General features: G+C 71.2%; 18 protein-coding genes and 1 pseudogene. 13 read left to right on the top strand and 6 right to left on the bottom strand.

All coding sequences use genetic code 11. From position 1 onward, the window contains the following. Positions 1 to 2 precede the first annotated feature (2 nt). Complete coding sequence (hmgA, locus tag KI385_RS10840) at positions 3 to 1,337, bottom strand: homogentisate 1,2-dioxygenase (protein ID WP_238571978.1); 1,335 nt, start codon at positions 1,335 to 1,337, stop codon at positions 3 to 5. Positions 1,338 to 1,485: 148 nt separating this feature from the next. Here hmgA and KI385_RS10835 point away from each other — a divergent pair, with 148 nt between their 5' ends. The 7 genes from KI385_RS10835 to KI385_RS43895 all read left to right on the top strand — a co-directional run bounded on the left by KI385_RS10835 (position 1,486) and on the right by KI385_RS43895 (position 9,069). Further along, the gene (locus KI385_RS10835) at positions 1,486 to 2,121 is read left to right on the top strand and encodes a TetR/AcrR family transcriptional regulator (protein ID WP_238571977.1); all 636 of its coding nucleotides are present in this window, start codon (positions 1,486 to 1,488) and stop codon (positions 2,119 to 2,121) included. A 195-nt stretch (positions 2,122 to 2,316) separates the two neighbouring features. Beyond that, on the top strand, positions 2,317 to 3,768 hold the full coding sequence (locus KI385_RS10830) for a CitMHS family transporter (RefSeq protein WP_238571976.1): 1,452 nt from the start codon (positions 2,317 to 2,319) through the stop codon (positions 3,766 to 3,768). Positions 3,769 to 3,855: 87 nt separating this feature from the next. Next, positions 3,856 to 5,037, top strand: a complete 1,182-nt coding sequence (locus KI385_RS10825; RefSeq protein WP_238571975.1) for an MFS transporter — start codon at positions 3,856 to 3,858, stop codon at positions 5,035 to 5,037. Positions 5,038 to 5,127: 90 nt separating this feature from the next. Beyond that, positions 5,128 to 6,063, top strand: coding sequence for an NAD(P)-dependent oxidoreductase (locus tag KI385_RS10820; protein ID WP_483439813.1), 936 nt, complete (start codon positions 5,128 to 5,130; stop codon positions 6,061 to 6,063). A gap of 80 nt (positions 6,064 to 6,143) precedes the next feature. Next, entirely contained in the window at positions 6,144 to 7,562 is a 1,419-nt protein-coding gene (locus KI385_RS10815) for an aldehyde dehydrogenase family protein (protein ID WP_238571974.1), read from the top strand. A 91-nt stretch (positions 7,563 to 7,653) separates the two neighbouring features. Next, positions 7,654 to 8,736 carry a Zn-dependent alcohol dehydrogenase gene (locus tag KI385_RS10810; RefSeq protein ID WP_238571973.1) on the top strand — a complete coding sequence of 361 codons (1,083 nt, stop codon included), beginning with the start codon at positions 7,654 to 7,656 and terminating at the stop codon, positions 8,734 to 8,736. A 204-nt stretch (positions 8,737 to 8,940) separates the two neighbouring features. Further along, a complete protein-coding gene (locus tag KI385_RS43895; protein ID WP_281066837.1) occupies positions 8,941 to 9,069 on the top strand; it encodes a hypothetical protein in 129 nt (42 codons plus the stop codon). 41 nt (positions 9,070 to 9,110) lie between these two features. Here the strand turns inward: KI385_RS43895 and KI385_RS10805 are convergent, their stop codons facing one another. After that, positions 9,111 to 9,758: a TetR/AcrR family transcriptional regulator gene (locus KI385_RS10805; RefSeq protein WP_238571972.1), complete on the bottom strand. Its 648-nt coding sequence runs from the start codon at positions 9,756 to 9,758 to the stop codon at positions 9,111 to 9,113. A gap of 86 nt (positions 9,759 to 9,844) precedes the next feature. Here KI385_RS10805 and KI385_RS10800 point away from each other — a divergent pair, with 86 nt between their 5' ends. Further along, positions 9,845 to 10,996, top strand: coding sequence for an acyl-CoA dehydrogenase family protein (locus KI385_RS10800; protein ID WP_238571971.1), 1,152 nt, complete (start codon positions 9,845 to 9,847; stop codon positions 10,994 to 10,996). 120 nt (positions 10,997 to 11,116) lie between these two features. Continuing rightward, positions 11,117 to 11,779: a TetR/AcrR family transcriptional regulator gene (locus KI385_RS10795; protein ID WP_238571970.1), complete on the top strand. Its 663-nt coding sequence runs from the start codon at positions 11,117 to 11,119 to the stop codon at positions 11,777 to 11,779. Here the strand turns inward: KI385_RS10795 and KI385_RS10790 are convergent. Beyond that, on the bottom strand, positions 11,760 to 12,221 hold the full coding sequence (locus tag KI385_RS10790; RefSeq protein WP_128511129.1) for a MaoC family dehydratase: 462 nt from the start codon (positions 12,219 to 12,221) through the stop codon (positions 11,760 to 11,762). The genes KI385_RS10795 and KI385_RS10790 overlap by 20 nt on opposite strands. Positions 12,222 to 12,390: 169 nt before the next feature. Here KI385_RS10790 and soxR point away from each other — a divergent pair, with 169 nt between their 5' ends. Next, entirely contained in the window at positions 12,391 to 12,969 is a 579-nt protein-coding gene (gene soxR, locus KI385_RS10785; RefSeq protein WP_238571969.1) for a redox-sensitive transcriptional activator SoxR, read from the top strand. A gap of 46 nt (positions 12,970 to 13,015) precedes the next feature. On the opposite strand, the gene KI385_RS10780 is transcribed toward soxR, so the two are convergent. Both KI385_RS10780 and KI385_RS10775 read right to left on the bottom strand, forming a co-directional pair. Next, a complete protein-coding gene (locus KI385_RS10780; RefSeq protein ID WP_238571968.1) occupies positions 13,016 to 14,458 on the bottom strand; it encodes an amidase in 1,443 nt (480 codons plus the stop codon). A gap of 160 nt (positions 14,459 to 14,618) precedes the next feature. Further along, positions 14,619 to 15,233 (bottom strand): hypothetical protein, encoded by a 615-nt coding sequence (locus KI385_RS10775; protein ID WP_238571967.1) that lies wholly within the window; start codon positions 15,231 to 15,233, stop codon positions 14,619 to 14,621. Between the two features lie 256 nt (positions 15,234 to 15,489). On the opposite strand from KI385_RS10775, the gene KI385_RS10770 reads away from it, so the two are divergent. The 3 genes from KI385_RS10770 (at position 15,490) to KI385_RS10760 (ending at position 20,229) form a co-directional block, all read left to right on the top strand. Beyond that, on the top strand, positions 15,490 to 18,312 hold the full coding sequence (locus KI385_RS10770) for a penicillin acylase family protein (RefSeq protein ID WP_238571966.1): 2,823 nt from the start codon (positions 15,490 to 15,492) through the stop codon (positions 18,310 to 18,312). A gap of 142 nt (positions 18,313 to 18,454) precedes the next feature. Then, on the top strand, positions 18,455 to 19,477 hold the full coding sequence (locus tag KI385_RS10765) for a LysR family transcriptional regulator (RefSeq protein WP_238571965.1): 1,023 nt from the start codon (positions 18,455 to 18,457) through the stop codon (positions 19,475 to 19,477). 215 nt (positions 19,478 to 19,692) lie between these two features. Then, positions 19,693 to 20,229 (top strand): YcxB family protein, encoded by a 537-nt coding sequence (locus KI385_RS10760; protein ID WP_238571964.1) that lies wholly within the window; start codon positions 19,693 to 19,695, stop codon positions 20,227 to 20,229. Here the strand turns inward: KI385_RS10760 and KI385_RS10755 are convergent. Next, positions 20,226 to 21,317 (bottom strand): annotated as a pseudogene (locus tag KI385_RS10755) (IS630 family transposase). The gene KI385_RS10760 and the pseudogene KI385_RS10755 overlap by 4 nt on opposite strands. Positions 21,318 to 21,321 lie beyond the last annotated feature (4 nt).

Raw genomic sequence — 21,321 nt, 5'->3', positions numbered from 1 at the left:
TGTCACAGGCGGAAGTGGCGCTGGAGACCCTGCCATACGTCGTCGTAGCCGCGCTGCAGATGCCCGGCGTCCCGGGCCTGTGCGGTGAGCGTCAGCGGCCAGCGGGTCTCGAACATGAAGGCCAGCCCGTCGTCGATCTTCTGGGGCCGCAGCTCGGCCGCGCTCGCCCGGTCGAAGGTCTCCCGGTCGGGCCCGTGCGCCGACATCATGTTGTGCAGTGAGCCGCCGCCCGGTACGAAACCCCCTGGACCGGCGGTTTTCGCGTCGTAGGCGCCCTCGATCAGCCCCATGTACTCGGTCATCACATTGCGGTGGAAGTACGGCGGCCGGAAGGTGTCCTCGCCGACCAGCCAGCGCGGCGCGAAGACCACGAAGTCCACGCCCGCCAGGCCCGGGGTGTCCGAGGGGGAGGTGAGCACGGTGAAGATGGACGGGTCGGGGTGGTCGTAGCTGATCGAGCCGATGACATTGAAGCGCCGCAGGTCGTAGACGTACGGGACATGGTTGCCGTGCCAGGCGACGACATCCAGTGGCGAGTGGTCGTAGGTCGCGGTCCAGAGGTTGCCGCAGAACTTGTTGACGACCTCGACGGGGCCCTCGACGTCCTCGTAGGCGGCGACCGGGGCGCGGAAGTCCCGGGCGTTGGCCAGGCCGTTGGCGCCGATCGGGCCGAGGTCGGGGAGCTGGAAGGGCCGGCCGTAGTTCTCGCAGACATAGCCGCGAGCGGTGGCGTCCAGCAGCTCGACGCGGAAGCGTACGCCGCGCGGGATCAGCGCCACCTCGCCCGGTTCGGCGCGCAGCAGGCCGAGTTCGGTGCGCAGCAGCAGCCCGCCGTGCTCGGGCACGATCAGCAGCTCGCCGTCCGCGTCGCTGAACACCCGCCGGTCCATGGAGGTGTTGGCGTGGTACAGGTGGACGGCCATACCGCTGCGCTGGGTCGCGTCGCCGTTGCCGCCCAGCGTCCACAGGCCGTCCAGGAAGTCGGCCGGGCCGGCGGGCTCGGGCAGCGGATTCCAGCGCAGACGGTTGGGGTCGGGGACGCAGTCGGTGAACGGCGCCGAGCGCAACGCGGGTCGCTCGGCGCGGACGAACGGCGGATGCGCGGCCGACGGGCGGATGCGGTAGAGCCAGGATCGCTGGTTGCTCGCCCGCGGTTCGGTGAACGCCGACCCGCTGAGCTGCTCGGCATACAGGCCGAGCGGTGCGCGCTGGGGGGAGTTGCGGCCCACCGGCAGCGCGCCCGGGACGGCCTCCGAGCTGTGCTCGTTGCCGAACCCGGTGACGTACACCAGCCCCTCGGCCGTCTTCCTCGCCTGCTCGTTGCCCGTGCCTGTCATCGCGCGCTCCTGCCGCTCAAGGAATCCTATGCAAGACCTTAGGATTGACATGGGGGGCCGTCAACGGAGACTCCCGGACGGGATGGCCGGATCGAAAGGATCGATCCGACGGTGCTCCACCCGGCCGAACGGCGGGCAGGATGGTCGGGTGCAGCAGCCGACCCCCCGGCCCACCCCGCGGTCCACCCCCCTCCGCCGCGCGCCCGTCCAGCGGCGCAGCGCCCAGCGCCTGGCCAGAATCCTCGACGCCTGTGCCGAACTGCTGGAGGAGACCGGCTACGAGGACCTGAGCACCCGGGCCGTGGCCGGCCGCGCCGGTGTCCCGATCGGCTCCGTCTACCGCTTCTTCCCCAACAAACGCGCCATGGCCGAGGCGCTCGCCCGGCGCAATCTCGACGCCTACGCCGACCGCATCACCGCCCGGCTGACCGCCCCGGCCGACGATCCGCTGGAGTGGCGGCGCGCGATGGACGTGGTGGTCGACGAATATCTCGCCATGAAACGGACGGTGCCGGGCTTCGCCCTGGTGGAGTTCACCGTGCCCGCCCCGCGCGAGACCCGGCAGGCCAATTACGAGGTCGCCGACCGGCTGCTCGCCCTGTTCGCCGGGCGGCTCGGGCTGGACGCCGCCGACGAGCGGCTGCGCACCGCCTTCCTGGTCGGCGTCGAAACCGCCGATGCGCTGCTGCAACTCGCCTTCCGCACGGACCCGGGCGGCGACCGGGCCATCGTCACCGAGACCAAGCTGTTGCTGCGGGCTTATCTGGCGCGGTATCTGGACTGACTTCCCGCGTTGTCGGCCGCCCCGCCGGTGGGCCTGCCGGTTCTGCTCACGCCCGTCCGCCGAGGTCCCCATTGACCTGGGGTTTTGCTCGTATTGCTCGGGCGTCAAGACCTTGTTAACAAAAGTTTGCGGGACCTACCGTCACCTGAACCGCCACCCCGGCAGATGTTCAAGGGCGAACGTGAGGTACCTCTAATGCTGACAATCCTCGGATTTGTCATGATCGCCACCTTCCTGGTGCTGATCATGATGAAGAAGATGTCACCGATGGCTGCGCTGGTGCTCATCCCAGCGTTGTTCTGTGTCCTGGTAGGCCAGGGCGCGCACCTGGGCGACTACGTCCTCAAGGGCATCGGTGACCTGGCCCCCACGGCCGCAATGCTGATGTTCGCCATCATCTACTTCGGGGTGATGATCGACGTCGGTCTCTTCGACCCGATCGTCCGCGGCATCCTCAAGTTCTGCAAGGCCGACCCGGTGCGCGTCGTCGTCGGTACCGCGCTGCTCGCCGCGATCGTCTCGCTCGACGGCGACGGCTCCACCACCTTCATGATCACCGTCTCGGCGCTCTACCCGCTCTACAAGCGGCTGAAGATGAGCCTGGTGGTCATGACCGGCGTCGCCGCCACCGCCAACGGCGTGATGAACACCCTCCCCTGGGGCGGCCCGACCGCCCGCGCCGCCACCGCGCTCAAGCTCGACGCCGGCGACATCTTCGTCCCGATGATCCCCGCGCTGGCCGTAGGCCTGGTCGCGGTCTTCGCCCTGGCGTACGTCCTCGGCCGGCGCGAGCGCAAGCGGCTGGGTGTGCTGACGCTCGGCGACACCCACCTGGTGACCGAAACCGTGGAGGAGAAGGAGACCGAGCAGGTCCTCGTCGGCGCGGGCGCCGGCACCAAGGGCGGCGCCCCGGCCGCGGCGCAGCGCATCACCGGCGGCGGGGGCACCGGCACCTCCGGCTCCGACGCCGGCTCCGACGGCGCGGACTCCTCCGACGAGGACGATCTCCAGGTCCTGGACCCGCAGCGCGCCACCCTGCGCCCCAAGCTCTACTGGTTCAACGCCGCGCTCACCGTCGCGCTGCTCACCCTCCTGATCATGCAGACGCTGCCGATCCCGGTGCTCTTCCTGCTCGGCGCCGCCCTCGCGCTCACCGTCAACTTCCCGCACATGAAGGACCAGAAGGCCCGCGTCGCGGCGCACGCCGAGAACGTGCTCAACGTCTCCGGCATGGTCTTCGCCGCCGCCGTCTTCACCGGCGTGCTCACCGGCACCGGCATGGTCGAGCACATGGCCCGCTGGCTGGTCAGCGGCATCCCCGACGCGCTCGGCCCGCACATGGGCATCGTCACCGGCGTCCTCAGCATCCCGCTGACCTACTTCATGTCCAACGACGGCTTCTACTTCGGCATCGTGCCGATCCTCGCCGAGGCCGGTGCCGCGCACGGTGTGGCCCCCATCGAGATAGCCCGGGCCTCCCTCATCGGCCAGGCACTGCACATGTCCAGCCCGCTGGTCCCCGCCGTCTACGTCCTCGTCGGCATGGCCAAGGTCGAGTTCGGCGACCACACCAGGTTCACCGTCAAATGGGCCGCGCTGACCTCCCTCGTGGTCCTCGGCGCCGGTCTGCTCTTCGGCATCATCTAGAGGGACGGAAGCGACACCGCGAGGCCCGGCAGGAGTTGGCTGCTGCGCCTGGTCATCACCTTCTCCTTCGCCCAAGGAGCGGTGAGCATGGCCAGGCCGGCGGTCTCCTACCGGGCCCTCGCCCTGGGGGCCGACCCACGTGCCATCGGCGTCATCACCGCCGTCTACGCGCTGCTGCCGCTGCTGGTCGCCGTCCCGCTCGGCCGCCGTACCGACCACGGCCGCTGCGCACCGCTGCTGGTCGTCGGCGTGGCGCTGATCAGCGGCGGCTGTGCGCTCAGCGGCCTGGCGGGATCGCTGGCGGCGATGGCCGCCTGGAGCGGGGTGATGGGCCTGGGGCACCTCTGCTTCGTCATCGGGGCCCAGTCGATCGTCGCCCGCCGCAGCGCCCCCGAGGAACGCGACCGCAACTTCGGCCACTTCACCATCGGCGCCTCCCTCGGCCAGCTCATCGGCCCGATCGCGGCCGGACTGGTGATCTCCGAGCAGGACGGACGGATGGCCCCGACGAGCGCCACCGCCCTGATCGTCTCCGGTGCGGTCGCCGCCGTCTCCTATGCCTCGCTGTGGCGGCTGGAACAGCGCGCCCGCCCCGCCGCGGCCGGCGGCCCGGTCCCCAAGGCCGTCCCCGTACGCGGCATTCTGCGCACCCGGGGCGTACCGGCCGGCATCTTCATGAGCCTGGCCGTGCTCTCCGCGACCGACATCCTCACCGCCTACCTCCCCGTCATCGGCGAGGACCGCGGCATCGCCCCCACCACCATCGGCCTGCTGCTCAGTCTGCGGGCCGCGGCCACCCTCGCCTGCCGCCTGGTGATGACGCCGATGATCCGCCGGCTGGGCCGCACCGCGCTGATGGCCGGCAGCTGTGCGCTGGCGGGTCTGCTGTGCGGCGGGATGGTGCTGCCGGTCCCGGTCTGGGCGCTGGCCGCGATGCTGCTCGCGCTCGGCTTCTGTCTCGGCGTCGGCCAGCCGCTGTCGATGACCACCGTCGTGCAGGCCGCTCCCGACCGGGCCCGCAGTACGGCACTGGCGCTCCGCCTCACCGGGAACCGACTGGGCCAGGTCGCCGCCCCGGCCGGCGCCGGTCTGCTCGCCGGACTCGCGGGCACCGCCGCGCCGTTCGTCCTGCTCGGCGTCCTGCTGCTGGCCTCCGCAGGGCTGGCCGCCCGTACGGGAGGAGAGCGGGGCGGCGTGAGCGTGCCGATTGCCGGCGGGGCCCGTAAGCCGGCCCGAAGGAACCGTAAGCAAACCCGAAGGGGACCGTAAGCGCCGCTCGGCAGGGTGGTGTGCACAGCGGGTCCGGCACCGGGCCGGGCACCATGTGTAGGGAGCACCCCCATGAGCACCGCGAACGACATGAACAAGACGAACAACCACCCGAACCGGACGAATGGCGCCGACGACGCGGACGCCACCCGCACCCCGGTGACCGTCCTCGGCCTCGGCGCGATGGGGCGTGCGCTGGCCGGCGCCTTCCTCCGGGCCGGTCACCCCACGACGGTCTGGAACCGTACGCCCGGCAGGGCCGACGAGCTGGTCGAGCTCGGCGCGGTCCGCGCGGACTCGGCGGCCGAGGCGGTGGCCGCGAGCCCGCTGGTGATCGTGTGCGTACTGGATTACGCCGCGTCCCACGCGATCCTGGAGCCGGTCGGTGCGCAGCTGTCCGGCCGGGTGCTGGTCAACCTCACCTCCGACACCCCGGAGCGCTCGCGGGCCGCCGCCGCATGGGCCGCCGGACACGGCATCGACTACCTCGACGGCTCGATCATGGTGCCGACGCCGGTCATCGGACAGCCCGCGGCGACCATCCTCTACAGCGGCTCGCGGGAGGCGTTCGAGACGTACGGGTCGACGCTCGAGGCGCTCGGCGGTCAGGCGCCCTATCTGGGCGCCGACCACGGCATGGCGGCGGTGCACGATCTCGCGCTGCTCGGCTTCTTCTACTCGGCGATGGCCGGTCTCGTGCACGCCTTCGCGCTGGCCGGGGCCGAGGGCATCAAGGCCAAGGAGTTCACGCTGTTCACCGAGACGATCGTCGGCATCCTGCCCGCCATCGCCGCGGACATGGCCGAGGATCTGGACCGCGGCGTCTTCTCCGGCGACCAGGACAACATCGTCATGGAGGCGGCGGGTATCGCGCACATCATCGAGGCGGCCGAGCACCGCGGCATCAACACCGAGGTGCTCACCGCCGTCAAAGGCCTCGTCGACCGGACCATCGTCGCGGGCCACGGCGGTGCAGGATTCGTCAGCGTGATGGCGGAGATGCACAAGCCAACCGCCGAGGCTTGAGGGGATCCGGCCTGGCGGCGCAAAACTACCGGCGCTAGTTTAGGGGCGATGACCAGCAGCCGGCTCGGGAGGACGACGAAGTGAAGCACCACGACGCGATGTTCATCGACGGCACCTGGCGGCCCGCCGCGGGGGCCGGGACGATCGAGGTGGTCAACCCGGCCGACGAACGGGTCATCGCGACCGTCCCGGCCGGCACGGCGGAGGACGTGGACGCCGCCGTGCGCGCCGCCCGCGCCGCGCTGCCCGGGTGGGCCGCCACCGCCCCGGCCGAGCGCGCCGCCCGGCTGTCCGCGCTGCGCGACCAACTCGCCGCCCGTACGGAGGAGATCGCCCGGACCATCACCGCCGAGCTGGGCGCCACACTCGGTTTCAGCCGGCGGGTGCAGGCCGCGCTGCCGGTCGTGGTCACCGGCTCGTACGCCGAACTGGCCGCCTCCTACTCCTTCGAGGAGCGCATCGGCAACTCCACCGTCTACCACGAGCCGGTCGGCGTGGTCTCCGCGATCACGCCCTGGAACTACCCGCTGCACCAGGTCGTCAACAAGATCGCTCCGGCGCTCGCCGCGGGCTGCACCGTCGTCCTCAAGCCCGCCGAGGACACCCCGCTCACCGCCCAGCTCTTCGCCGAGTGCGTGGACGCGGCGGGCGTACCGGCCGGTGTCTTCAACCTCGTCACCGGGCTCGGCCACGTCGCGGGCCAGGCGTTGGCCGAGCACCCGGACGTGGACCTGGTGTCCTTCACCGGATCGACCGCGGTCGGCAGGAAGATCGGCGCGATCGCCGGCGGTGGCGTCAAGCGGGTCGCCCTCGAACTCGGCGGCAAGTCCGCCAACGTCATCCTTCCGGGCGCCGATCTGGCCAAGGCGGTGCAGGTCAACGTCGCCGATGTGATGCGCAACTCCGGCCAGTCCTGCAATGCCCTGACCCGGATGCTGGTGCACCGCGACCAGTACGAGGAAGCGGTGGCGCTGGCAGCGGAGGCCGTGGGCGGCTACCTCGTGGGCGACCCGCAGGACGACGCGAGCCGGCTGGGCCCGGTCGTCAACGCCAAGCAGCGCGACCGGGTGCGCGGCTACATCGAGCGCGGTGTGCAGGAGGGCGCACGCCTGGTGGCGGGCGGACCGGACGCGCCCGAGGGCCGGGAGCGGGGCTACTACGTACGCCCCACCGTCTTCGCCGACGTCACGACGGACATGACGATCGCGCAGGAGGAGATCTTCGGCCCGGTCGTGTCGATCCTGAAGTACGAGAGCGAGGAGGAGGCGCTGCGCATCGCCAACGACTCCGCCTACGGGCTGGGCGGGGCGGTGTGGGCGGGCGACCAGGAGACGGCGGTCGCCTTCGCCCGGCGCCTGGACACCGGGCAGGTGGACATCAACGGCGGCCGTTTCAACCCCCTCGCCCCGTTCGGCGGTTACAAGCAGTCCGGCGTCGGCCGGGAACTGGGCCCGCACGGACTGGCCGAGTACCTCCAGACCAAGTCGCTCCAGTTCTGACCGGGCTGCACGGCGGGGGCGGATGCCGCCTCCCGGCCGTGCAGCACTACCCTGTCCCGCCGTCCCGCCGTCCCGCGAACGAGGAGACCTTGTGGTCCGCGCCGCCGTACTGCCCGCTGTCAACGCCCCGCTCCGGGTCGCCGAGATCGACCTGCCCGCGCCCGGCCCCGGCCAGGTCCGTATCCGGCTCGCCGCCGCCGGTGTCTGTCACTCCGACCTGTCGCTGTCCAACGGCACCCTCCGCCAGCCCGCCCCGGCCGTCCTCGGCCACGAGGGCGCGGGCACCGTCACCGCGGTCGGACCCGAGGTGACGACGGTGGCCCCCGGCGACCAGGTCGTCCTCAACTGGGCGCCGTCCTGCGGCGACTGCCACTTCTGCGGGCTGGCCGAGCCCTGGCTGTGCGCCCACTCCGGCCTCGCGGCGAACGCGCCGTACGCCACGCTCGCCGCCGACGGCAGTGCGCTCTACCCGGGCCTGGGTACCGCCGCGTTCGCCGAGGAGACCGTGGTGCCCGCGCACGCCGCGCTGCCGCTGCCGGCCGGGGTGCCGCTCGCCGACGCCGCGCTGCTCGGCTGTGCGGTGCTCACCGGCTGGGGCGCCGTGCACCACAGCGCCCAGGTGCGGGCGGGGGAGTCGGTCGCCGTCTTCGGCGTCGGCGGCGTCGGCCTCGCCACGCTGCAGGCGGCGCGGATCGCGGGCGCGGGCACGATCGTCGCGGTCGATGTCTCGCCGGAGAAGGAGGAGCTGGCCCGCGCGGCGGGCGCCACCGAGTTCGTGCTGTCCACGGAGGACACCGCCAAGCGGATCCGCAAGCTCACCGGGGGCGTGGGTGCCGATGTCGCCGTGGAGTGCGTGGGGCGCGCCGACACGATCCGTACGGCCTGGTCGGCCACCCGGCGCGGCGGCCGTACGACGGTCGTCGGGATCGGCGGCCAGGACCAGCAGGTGACCTTCTCCGCCCTGGAGATCTTCTACTTCGGCCGGACGCTCGCCGGCTGTGTCTACGGCAACAGCGACCCGGCGCGCGACCTCCCGGTGATCGCCGAACACGTCCGCTCCGGCGCGCTCGACCTGTCCGCGCTGGTCACCGAGCGCATCGGCCTGGAGGGCATCCCGGCCGCGTTCGACGCCATGCTGGCGGGCAAGGGCGGCCGGGCGCTGGTCGTCTTCTGAGGCAACAGGGGAGGGGTTGGGGCCGGGGACGAGGGAAGCGCCCCCGGCCCGCGTGGTTCGGTCGCCGAAAAACTCGTGGTGCGCGGTCCGTTGACGCCGTACCGGCCGGTCGATGGGGCCCCCGCGCCCTTAAGACGTGGGGGAGTTCGCCCGACATCACGGCGCCGCCCCCCATCCCTTCCCGCACCCCCGGAGTGTGCACGCATGGACACGGCCCCCTCCGCGCCACACGACAGCACCGGCACACCACCCTCCGCCCGCAGCCGCCGCACGGTCGCCACCGGCCTCGATCTGGCTGCTGACCCGCCGTGCGGCGGCCGCACGGCCGGGTGAGCGGACGGAGTCGGGCGGCCGGGGTGTCCCGTAGGGGAAGGTCAGCGGCCGTCCGGCGGTGCGAGTTCCGGGTGGTGCAGTGCCAGGCCGTCCACCAGGGCCCGCAGACCGGCCTCGAACGCGCCCTCGTCCACCTGGCGCTGATGCTCCGCCAAGAGGTGCGCCTGACCCAGGTGCGGGTAGTCGGCCGGGTCGTAGGCGCTCGGGTCGTCCACGAAGCCGCGGGCGAAGGAGCCCAGGGCGGAGCCCGCCACGAAGTAGCGGACCATCGCACAGACCCTGGTGGCCTGTGCGGGCGGCCAGCCCGCCTCGACCATGCCGCCGAACGCCGCATCGGCCATCTTCAGCCCGGCCGGCCGGCGGCCGGGGCCCTGGGCGAGGAACGGCACGATATGCGGATGCGCGGCGAGCGCGGCGCGGTAGGAGCGGGCCCAGTCGAGCAGCCCGGCGCGCCAGTCGGTGCCGGTCTCGAACGTCGATACATCGACCTTGGCGATGACGGTGTCGGCGACCGCGTCGAGGATCTCGTCCTTGGTCGTGAAGTGGTTGTAGAGGGACGGCCCGCTCACGCCCAGCTCCGCCGCCAGCCGCCGGGTGGAGAGCGCCGGCAGCCCTTCGGAGTCGATCAGCTGCAGCGCCGTGGAGACGATGCGCTCGCGGCTCAGCAGGGGCTTGCGGGGTCGGGCCATGACGCACATAGTAGGGGCTGCCCAGCAAAAACTAGCAGTGCTAATTAATGACCCGGTCAACCGTTCTCGTCCACAGGGGGCCCGAGATGAACCTGGAGCTCAGCGCGGAGCAGACCGCGGTGCGGCAGCTCGCCAAGGACTTCGTCGACCGCGAGATCACCCCGTATGCCGCGGCCTGGGACCGCGCGGAGCAGGTCGACCGCGGCATCGTGAAGAAGCTCGGCGACCTCGGGTTCCTCGGGCTCACCGTCCCCGAGGAGTACGGCGGATCCGGCGGCGACCATCTCTCCTACGTCCTGGTCACCGAGGAACTGGGCCGCGGCGACTCCTCGGTGCGCGGCATCGTCTCGGTCTCGCTCGGGCTGGTGGCCAAGACCCTCGCCTCCTGGGGCGACGACCGGCAGAAGCGGGAGTGGCTGCCGCGGCTCACCTCCGGCGACGCGGTCGGCTGCTTCGGCCTCACCGAGCCGGGCACCGGCTCCGACGCGGGCAACCTGACCACCCGGGCGGTCCGGGACGGCGACGGCTACGTCATCGACGGCGCCAAGACGTTCATCACCAACGGCACCTGGGCCGATGTCGTGCTGCTCTTCGCCCGCACCGGCGACGCGCCCGGCCACAAGGGCATCAGCGCCTTCCTCGTACCGACCGACACCCCGGGTCTGCAACGCCGGGAGATCCACGGGAAGCTGGGGCTGCGCGGCCAGGCCACCGCGGAGCTGGTCCTGGACGGCGTACGGGTTCCCGCCGCCGCCATGCTGGGACCCGAGGGCAAGGGCTTCTCGGTGGCGATGTCCGCGCTGGCCAAGGGCCGGATGTCGGTCGCGGCGGGCTGTGTGGGCATCGCCCAGGCCGCGCTGGACGCCGCGGTCGGCTATGCCGGGCAGCGCGAGCAGTTCGGCAAGCCGATCGCCCGGCACCAGCTGGTGCAGGAGCTGATCAGCGATATCGCCGTGGACGTGGATGCCGCGCGCCTGCTGACCTGGCGGGTCGCCGATCTGATCGAGCGCGGCGAGCCGTTCGTCACCGCGGCGTCCCAGGCCAAACTGTTCGCCTCCGAGGCCGCGGTGCGCGCCGCCAACAACGCCCTCCAGGTCTTCGGCGGCTATGGCTACATCGACGAGTACCCGGTCGGCAAGCTGCTGCGGGACGCCCGGGTGATGACGCTGTACGAGGGCACCAGCCAGATACAGAAGCTGGTCATCGGCCGCGCGCTGACCGGCGTCTCCGCCTTCTGACGCACGGGTCCGGGTCTCTCCCGCCGTACCCCACCGGACCTAAGCGCTTGCTCAGCGGCGCGGTATGGTGTTCGATCCGTCAGAGGAACGTCCCTGGCGGGTCGAGGAGCGGGGTGCGCGATGGGTGCGGCGGCGGAGCAGGCTGCGGAGGAGCGGGAGGAGTGGGGCGGGGTGACTCCGGACGCCGCGCGGCGGCTGGTCAGCGCCGCCGTCGAGGCGTTCGCCGAGCGCGGCTACCACGCCACCACCACCCGTGACATCGCCGGCCGGGCCGGTATGAGCCCGGCCGCCCTCTACATCCACTACAAGACCAAGGAAGAGCTGCTCTACCGCATCAGCGGCATCGGCCACGAAAAGGCGCTGCGCATCATGGGAGCCGCCGCCGAGGCCGAGGGCAGCGCCACCGAGCGGCTCCGCGACGCCGTACGCACCTTCGCCCGCTGGCACGCCGAGCACCACACCACCGCCCGGGTCATCCAGTACGAACTCCAGGCGCTGAGCCCGGAGCACTACACCGAGATCGCCGATCTGCGCCGCAGGACCGACCGGCTGCTGCGGCAGATCATCCAGGACGGCGCGGACAGCGGGGAGTTCCGGGCCGACGACGTGCCGGGCACCACCCTCGCGGTGCTGTCGCTGTGCGTGGACGTCGCCCGCTGGTTCTCGTCGGACGGCCCGCGCACGCCCGACGAGGTCGGCGCGCTCTACGCCGACCTCGTCCTGCGCATGGTGGGCGCCCCGGCGGGCGGGCCCGGCGGGGCGGCTACAGGTAAAAGCGGCTGACCGTCTCCGCGACACACACCGGCTTGTCGCCGCCCTCGCGCTCGATCGTCACGACCGTGGCGAGCTGCACACCGCCGGACACCTCGGTCACCTCGGCGATCCTGGCGGTGGCGCGCACCCGCGAGCCGACCGGGACGGTGGCGGGGAAACGCACCTTGTTCGTGCCGTAGTTGATCCCCATCTTCACGTTGTCCACCCGCATCAGCTGCGGTACGAGGGCGGGCAGCAGCGACAGCGTCAGATAGCCGTGCGCGATGGTGGTGCCGAAGGGGCCGGCCGCGGCCTTCTCCTGGTCCACATGGATCCACTGGTGATCGCCGGTGGCGTCCGCGAACAGATCGATCCGCTTCTGGTCGATCTCCAGCCAGTCGCTGGTGCCGAGCTCCTCGCCGACCGCGGCCCGCAGTTCGTCGAGCGATCCAAACACTCGGGGCTCTGCCATCTCCGTCTGCCTCCTTGGGATCCGTCTGCCGCCGTCGTAGACCGGCCGGCGCTTACTAAGCGCTTGCTCAGGATGCGGAGTGCGGGTACCCGCTGTCAACGCCTCGGCCCTCCCCGGCGGCCGGGGCCTGCCCTGCGGATCAGAGCCGGACAGGCCCTAGGGTTGAACCGTGCCCCAGCTTCCGTACAAGGTTCATGAGCTCTCCGTCGGCCAGCTCTCCGCGCGTAGCGGCGCCGCGGTCTCCGCGCTGCACTTCTACGAGTCCAAGGGGCTGATCAGCAGCACCCGCACGGCGGGCAACCAGCGCCGCTACACCCGTGACGCGCTGCGCCGGGTCGCGTTCGTGCGGGCCGCGCAGCGGGTCGGGATCCCGCTGGCGGTGATCCGTGACGCGCTCGCGGAGCTGCCCGACGAGCGCACCCCCAACCGTGCCGACTGGGCCCGGCTCTCCGAGGTCTGGCGCTCCGAGCTGGACGAGCGGATCAGCCAACTCGTCGAACTGCGCGACCGGTTGACCGACTGCATCGGCTGCGGCTGCCTCTCGCTGGAGAAGTGCGCGCTGTCCAACCCGTACGACAACCTCGGTGAACAGGGGCCCGGCGCACGGCGGCTGCGGGTCGACCGCAGCGCCAAGGACCCCGAGGGTGCGCGGGAGCGGGCCGGCGGCGAGCAGCAGCAGCGCACACCGGGCGGCAGCGGCGAGCGGGACGCGCCCGACGAGCAGGGGTGCTGCACGGACGGCCCATGAGCACGGCGCGCGCCCGTCCCGCGGCGGGACGGGCGCGCGCCGGCCGTCACCACATGGACGGCTTGCGGGCGGCCCACGGACGGGCCTGCTCCAGCTGCGCGGAGAGCGCTATCAAGGTGGCCTCGTCGCCGTACCGGCCGGCCAGCATCACCCCGATCGGCAGCCCCTCGGCGTTCCACTGCAACGGGACGCTGACCGCGGGCTGACCGGTGGCGTTGTAGAGCGCGGTGAACGGTGTGAAGGCGCCGATGGCGGAGAACTCGGCCTGCGGGTCGGCGTCGTTGCGCAGTCCGCCGACGGGTGCCGGCGGCGCGGCCACGGTCGGCGAGAGAATCACGTCATAGCCGCCGTCCGGCGGCATCAGACCGTCCGCGAGGGACTGGGCGAGCATCCGGAACGCGTATATCGAGCGGGTGAAGTCCGGACCGGAGACCGCGGCGCCGCGGCCGCGCAGATAGCGGGTGAGCGGCATCAGCAGCTCCTCGGCCTCCGGCGGCAGCGGACGGTGCGCGGCCACCACGGACCACACCCGGGTGAAGGCGTAGCGGATGCCGTCGTCGGCGGGCAGTGACAACTCCTCCACGTCGTGGCCGAGTCCGGTCAGCAGCGCGGCGGTGTCGGCGGTGGCGGTTCGGCAGTCGGGGTGGACCTCGACGCCGGGGACGGGCGCCTCGGTCAGACAGGCGATCCGCAGCCGTCCGGGGTCGCGGAGGGCGTGCGAGGCGAAGGTATCGCCGGGCGGCAGCGACGGCGCCGCGTACGGGTCGCCGGGCATCGTGCCGGCGAGCACGTCCAGCAGAGTGGCCGCGTCGGCGACCGTACGGGCCAGCGGGCCGGACGTCGCCAGGCCCGTGACATCGTGCAGCAGCGGGCCGCCGCTGACCCGGCCGCGGCTGGGCTTGATGCCGAACAGCCCGCAGGCCGACGCCGGGATACGGATCGAGCCGCCGCCGTCGCTGGCATGCGCGACGGGCGCCAGCCCGCCGGCGACGGCCGCGGCCGCCCCGCCGCTGGAGCCGCCCGCCGAGCGCTCCAGGTCCCACGGGGTGCGGGCGGGCGGCGCCAGACCGTTCTCCGTGTAGCAAGGCAGCCCGAATTCGGGGGTGTTGGTCTTGCCGAGCAGGATCGTGCCGCCCGCCCGCAGCTTGCCGACGACATGGTCGTCGACGGTCGGCACATGCTCGGCCAGCGCCCGCGAGCCCATCGTGCAGCGCACGCCCGCGACCTGGACGAGGTCCTTCACAGGGACCGGAACGCCGTGCAGGGGCGGGAGTTCGCGGCCCTCGCGACGGGCCGCGGCGGCCTCACTCTCGGCCTCCGCGGCCTGTTTGCGGGCGATCTCCGGGGTACGGGTGAGGAACGCGCCCAGCGTGTCGTCGAGCCGCTCGATCCGCGCCAGATAGTGGTCGGTGAGCTCGACGGGGGAGAGCTCACCGGACCGGATTCCTTGGGCCTGTTCGAGCGCGGTCAGATCGTGCAGTTCGGCCATGGACGTCCACCCTCTCCTTCGGGTGCCCGTGCGGCCTGGTGTCGTACGGGCAGGAGGGCCGACGTCCGCGCCGGGCGCGATGCCGGGGTGGGTGGTCAGCCCGTGAACAGTTGTTTCAGTTCGAGGGTGAGTTCGCAAAGACCGTAGCTGCGTGGCGCGTTCAGGCCGCCGCGAAGGCCCCCGCCCCGCCGACCCGTCCCGCGGCCGTCAGTGCCTCGGGCGTCAGCACGGCCACCGGGGCCAGCACACCGCACTGCCGGCAGGCCGGCCCGGACGCGGGGGCGTCGCCGGTGTCCGGGAGCCAGCTGAAGCGGGTGGAGCCGCACACCGGGCAGTCGCGGCGCGGCCGTCCGGCCTCCATCGCCACGATCACGCTGTGCAGCACCACCGCGAGGCGGGCCGCCGGATGCCGTTGCGGTGAGGCGCACGGCACGATGTCACAGCCGCCCCAGGTCCGGCGGTGCCAGTCGTCGAGCACGCCGGGCTGACGGATGCCGTCGTGCTTCTCCTTGCGTCGCCGGGCGGCGAACTCCTCCTCGTACGCGAGCCAGAGGTCGCGGGCCTCCTCCAACTCGGTCAGCGCGGCGACCAGCCGCTCCGGGTCCGGATCGCGGTCCTGGGTCGCGATACCGGCCCGGGTGCACAGATGGTGCCAGGTCGCCCGGTGCCCGTAAGGGGCGAAGCGCTCAAGGCATTTGCGCAGGGCGGTGCGCCGCTGAGCTGCGACGAGTCGTGGATTGCGGACCTGTTCTGCGAGGGCTCTGAAACCGGCCATTCCATCCCACCTCCATGGGGAGGATCCGACTGGACGGCGATGGGACGTAGCCGATCACCGCCTGGATCCATCGAACTTTCTTGCGGGTTCGGTGGCGGGTGCCGCGAAGTGGCATGGCGGCGCCGTGCTGATGGCTGTGGGGAATTCGAAAAGGTGACTGTTGTTCATCTTCCGGTCAGGGATAACCGCCGGTAACGTCCCGCCCGCCCTCCCCCGAGCTCCTGAGGAGCAGGGGGACCCCCATCGAGGAGCAGGAATGCGACGACGTACCGGAAGGCTCAGGACTGCCGCCGTGGCAGCCCTGTTCGCCTTGGGTGCCACGCTCTTGGCACCGCCCCCCACCGCGGCCGCGACCGCCGCACCCGACGGAAACGACTACTGCCAGGACCAGTGCGCCGACATCCTGCCGCCCGGCGCCACCGGCAACGCCACCCTGATGGAGATCCTCGGCAACAAGCTGTTCGGCACCCACCCCGAGCACTCCACCGACCAACTCGCCCCCTACGGCGCGCTGGCGAGCGGCTACCGGTCGCTCACCGACGACACCCTCACCCAGTTCTTCAACGACGCCTCCTTCGGCGTCCCCAAGGACCAGGTCGGCAAGGTCAGCACGCCGCGCGACGATGTGACCATCACCCGCGACAAGAAGACCGGCGTCCCGCACATCAAGGGCACCACCCGCTACGGCACCGAATTCGGCGCCGGCTACGCCGCGGGCCAGGACCGGCTCTGGCTGATGGACCTCTTCCGCCACATCGGCCGCGGCGAGCTGACCTCGTTCGCCGGCGGTGCGCCCGCCAACCAGGGCCTGGAGCAGCAGTTCTGGCCGCAGGCCCCGTACACCGAAGCCGATCTGCAGGCCCAGGTCGAATCCATCCGCGACTCCAACGGCGAACGCGGCAAGCTGGCCATGGCCGATGCCCAGGCCTATGTCGACGGCATCAACGCCTACCGCGAACAGTCCAAGAACGGCCGCTACTTCCCCGGCGAGTACGTGCTCACCGGCCATGTCGACGCCCTCACCAACGCCGGTGAGATCAAGCCCTTCAAGCTCACCGACCTCATAGCGCTGGCCTCCGTCGTCGGCGGGCTCTTCGGCAACGGCGGCGGCGGAGAGGTCACTTCGGCCCTCGCCCTGCTCTCCGCCCAGCAGAAGTACGGCGTCGAGAAGGGCACCGCGGTCTGGGAGTCCTTCCGGGAGCGGAACGACCCCGAGGCCGCGAAGACGCTGCACGACGGCAGCAGCTTCCCGTACGCCGTCAAGCCGGCCAAGGCCAAGGGCGTGGCGCTGCCCGACAGCGGCTCGGTCACCCCCGAGCCGCTGGTCTTCGACCGCACCGGCGCGGCCGCGTCCAAGGACAAGACCCCGCCCCAGGACCCGGTCAAGGCCCCGAAGAAGTTCAAGAAGCTGGAGGGGCTCTTCAAGGACGGGGTGCTGCCCGAGGGCAGCTTCAACCCCACCCAGCACCGCGGGATGTCCAACGCCCTGCTCGTCTCCGGCAAGCACACCGCAAGCGGCAACCCCGTCGCCGTCTTCGGCCCGCAGACCGGCTACTTCGCGCCCCAGCTGCTGATGCTCCAGGAGATCCAGGGGCCGGGGATCAGCGCCCGTGGCGCCTCCTTCGCGGGCGTCGGGATGTATGTGCAGCTCGGCCGCGGCCAGGACTACTCCTGGAGCGCCACCTCCGCCGGCCAGGACATCACCGACACCTTCGCCGTCGAGCTGTGCAACGCGGACGGCTCGAAGCCCACCAAGGACTCCACCTCCTACCGCTACCGCGGAACCTGCGTCCCCATGGAGAAGCTGGAGCGCACCAACTCCTGGAAGCCCACCATCGCCGACCCGACGGCGGCCGGCTCCTACCGGATGCAGGTCTTCCGGACGAAGTACGGGACCGTCACCCATCGCGCCACCCTCGGCGGCAAGCCCGTCGCCTACACCGCGCAGCGCTCCACCTACCGCCACGAGGCCGACTCGATCATCGGCTTCCAGATGTTCAACGACCCGTCGTACGTGCGCGATGCCAAGACCTTCCAGAAGGCCGCCCAGCACATCGGCTACGCCTTCAACTGGTTCTACGCGGACTCCCGCGACATCGCGTACTACAACAGCGGCCTCAACCCGGTCCGCAACCCCGCTGTCGACCCGTCGCTGCCCGTCAAGGCGGACGACGCCTACGAGTGGAAGGGCTACGACCCCACGACCAACACCACCGACTACACCCCGCCCGCCCAGCACCCGCAGTCCGTCAACCAGGACTACTACATCTCCTGGAACAACAAACAGGCCAAGGACTACGACTCGTCCGGTTTCGGCAACGGCTCGGTGCACCGCGGCAATCTGCTGGACGACCGGGTACGCGCGCTGACCAAGGACGGCGGGGTGACCCGGGCGTCGCTGACCAGGGCGATGGCCGAGGCCGCCGGCACCGACCTGCGCGGTGAGGACGTGCTGCCCGAACTCCTGCGGGTGATCAACAGCAAGCCGCTCACGGACCCCAAGCTGAAGACCGCGGTCCAGCAGCTGGAGGCCTGGCGCAAGGACGGCGCCCAGCGCCGGGAGACCGCGGCGGGCTCGCACACCTACACCCACCCGGACGCGGTGCGCCTGATGGACGCCTGGTGGCCACAGATGATCGAGACCGTCTTCAAGCCGGGCCTCGGCGGCGATCTCTATGACGCGCTGCGCGCCAACCTGGCCATCGACGAATCACCGTCGGCCGGCCACGGCCCGACCGGGGCGCACGCCGGATCGGCGTTCCAGTACGGCTGGTGGAGCTATGCGGACAAGGATCTGCGGTCGGTGCTCGGCGACAAGGTCGACGGCCCGCTCGCCCAGCGGTACTGCGGAGGCGGTGAGCTGTCCGTCTGCCGCGACACCCTGCTGGCCACACTGCAGCAGGCGAACGGCAAGACGGCCGAGCAGGTCTACCCGGGCGACGGCAGCTGCAAGGCCGGCGACCAGTGGTGCGCGGACGCGATCATCCACCGTGCGGTGGGCGGTCTGACCCACGACACCATCAGCTGGCAGAACCGGCCGACCTATCAGCAGGTCGTGGAGTTCCCGGCACACCGGTAGACGGGAAGTGCCGTACGAAGGCCCCGGGGTGTGACCCCGGGGCCTTCCGGCACGGGCCACGAGCGAGCCGTGGCGCTGATTTCCGTTGGGGCTATGCTGCACAGTCCTGAATTCCAGGGGATGGGAAAGCGAGTAGGGGCGCATGGCCTTGTCAGGTCCGCAGCAGTACCCGACCGAATTGCTGGACACCACCATGGACCAGCTGCGCACGCTGATCGTCGTCCACGAGGCGGGTACCGCGCTGGGCGCCGCCCGCCGGCTGGGCCGCGAGCAGTCCAGCGTGCAAAAGCAACTGGACACCATGAACCGCACGTTCGCCGCGCTGTGCGGCGAGGAGCTGGTGCTCAAGCAGGGGCGGGGGAGGGACGCCTTGTTCACCGCGACCGGCGAGGCGCTGGTCGACCTGGCGCGGCGCACGCTGGGCGAGTGGACGGACGGTGTGCACGATGCCCGGCGCCGGCTCGGCAGGACGCTGTCCGTCGGCACCACCCGCTATACGCTCGGCTTTCTGCTGGAAGCGGTGGAACGCGTCCGCGAGGACTATGAACGCGACGATGTGGATCTGAAGGTCACCCATGTCCGCACGGGAGACTTTTTCGCCAAACTGCGCTCCAAGGAGCTGGATCTGGTCTGCGGCAGCGTCGTGGTCACGGAAGGCACGGAAACGGAGCTACTGGCTCCGTACGAGGTCATGGAGTGGCGCCGCAGTGGGCTCTCGCTGCTGACGAATCTGCCGCCGGACCGGCTCCCCGGCACCTCCTTCGGCGCCCGCGATCTGCCCGGGCTGCCGCTGGTCATCTCGGCGCGCGGCCTCATCGGACGCTTCCTGACCTCGTGGTACGGCCCCGACTACCGGCAGAAACTGTCCATCGCGGCGGAGATAGAGGCCGCGCACTACGGCTTCGAGCTGCTGCGCTCAGGGGTGGTCAGCGGAGCGATGCTGGTCACCCGGGGCATCGGGGAGGCGGCCGCGGACGGCCGTCTCCCGGAAGCCGGCGGGCTGCGCACCCTGGAGATCGTCGGGGAGGTGGGCCCCAGGACCGAGGTCCTGGTCGGCGTCTTCACCCGGCGCGGCGAGCGGGAGTCCTACGGGCCCGGCCATCCCCTCAACCTCCTGTGGGACGCGCTGTCCACGGAGAGCGGGCGGTGGTGGCTGAGCTCGTGAGCGCGCGGCGCCACCGGGCGTCGCGGGCCCGGGCCGATCCGAAAGACGCGCCCTAGTGACCTGAGGCAGAGATTTGCCGTTGGTTCGGTGTGGGCCGACGAGATCCTCGACAAGGTCGCCGCCTAGTGCCACCGAATCTCTGACTCACGTCACCAGGACCTGTCTTCCCGATCAGGCCCTGGCGGGCCGGGCGCGGACCTGTAGGCTCCGCGCCCGTGGACGACATACGACAGGCAACCATCACCTTCAGCGGAATCCTGACGCGGGAGGAGTTCGACGAGGCCGTCGCAGCGACCGGATGGTTCCGGCGCCTGCGGTGGCTCATCGTCGTGGCTGCGGTCCTGATGGCGACGCTGAGCCTGAGGCCCTCCGCTCACGGCGGCCCGGTCAACTCCGGCCTGCTGACGCTCGCTCTGGTCTACGGTGTGCTCGGCCTGTTCCTGCCCCCGCTGCTCGCCGGCCGCATGTTCCGCGCCGACCAGGCCACGGGGGAGAAGCAGGCCGTCGTCGACGACGCCGGCTTCGTCGTCTCCCGCGGCTCCGAGGAGCTCATGCGGGTGCCGTGGCGCACCATGTACCGCTCCTACGAGACGGAGCGGGTCTACGTCGTGACCGGCCGCCTCGGCTGGAAGGCCGGCCTGCTGATCGTGCCCAAGCGGCTGCTCACCGGGTCCGGCGAGACCGAGCTGATGGGCGTTCTGCTGGAGACCCGGGTCCGCCGCTCCAAGAGCCCCCGGACACAAGGCCGCTAGCGACCTGAGTCAGAGATTCGGTGGCAGTAGGCGGCGATCTTGTCGAGGAACTCGTCGGCGGTCTTGGGCCAGACGAAGGGCCGGGGTTGGTTGTTCCAGTCGGCGAGCCACGTCCGGACGTCGCGTTCGAGGGCCTGGACGGAGTGGTGGACGCCTCGCTTGAGTCTCTTCTGGGTGAGCTCGGCGAACCACCGCTCCACCAGGTTCAGCCACGACGCACTCGTGGGCGTGAAGTGCAGGTGGAACCGCGGGTGCGCCAGCAGCCACTTCTTCACATCCGGTGTCTACTGTGTCGCGTAGTTGTCGAGGATCAGGTGCACCTGGAGGTCAGCCGGGACCTCCCTGTCCACCTTGGTCAGGAACTTCTTGAACTCGGCTGCTCGATGGCGGCGACGGAGCGATCCGATGACCTTGCCGGTGGCGACCTCAAGAGCGGCGAACAGGGTCGTGGTGCCGGCCCGGATGTAGTCGTGGCTGCGGCGTTCGGGGACACCGGGCATCATCGGCAGGACCGGCTGGGACCGGTCCAGGGCCTGGATCTGCGACTTCTCATCCACGCAGAGGACCAGGGCCTTCTCCGGCGGATCGAGAGAGAGGCCGACGACGTCCCGGACCTTGTCGATGAACAGCGGATCCGCCGACTGCTTGAACGTCTGTGAGCGGTGCGGGGCCAGGGCGAACGCCCGCCAGATCCGCGAGATGGCCGACCGGGACATCCCGGTGGCCGCGGCCATCGACCGCGTTGACCAGTGGGTGGCGTTCTTGGGAGTCTCCTCCAGAGTCTTGACGATCACCCGCTCGACATCCGCGTCGGTGATCTTCCTCGGAACACCTGGACGCGGTTCGTCGTGCATGCCCTCCAGGCCGCGGTCAAGGAACCGCCGCCGCCAGGTGCGGACGGTATCCGGAGCGATCCCCAGACGGCGCGACACCTCCGCGATCGAATGACCTTGAGGGCACTCCAGGACGATCCGGGACCGCAGAGCAAGAGCCTGCGCCGTCGACCGGCGACGCACCCAGCCCTCAAGCACAGCCCGCTGGGCACCAGTCACCGACAAAGCTGGGATCTTCGGTCCAGGACGACTCACGTCC

Source organism: Streptomyces inhibens, from assembly GCF_022221585.1.
In the GTDB taxonomy this organism is placed as follows: Bacteria; Actinomycetota; Actinomycetes; order Streptomycetales; family Streptomycetaceae; genus Streptomyces; species Streptomyces inhibens.
This window is presented reverse-complemented; position numbering and strand designations above follow the sequence as displayed.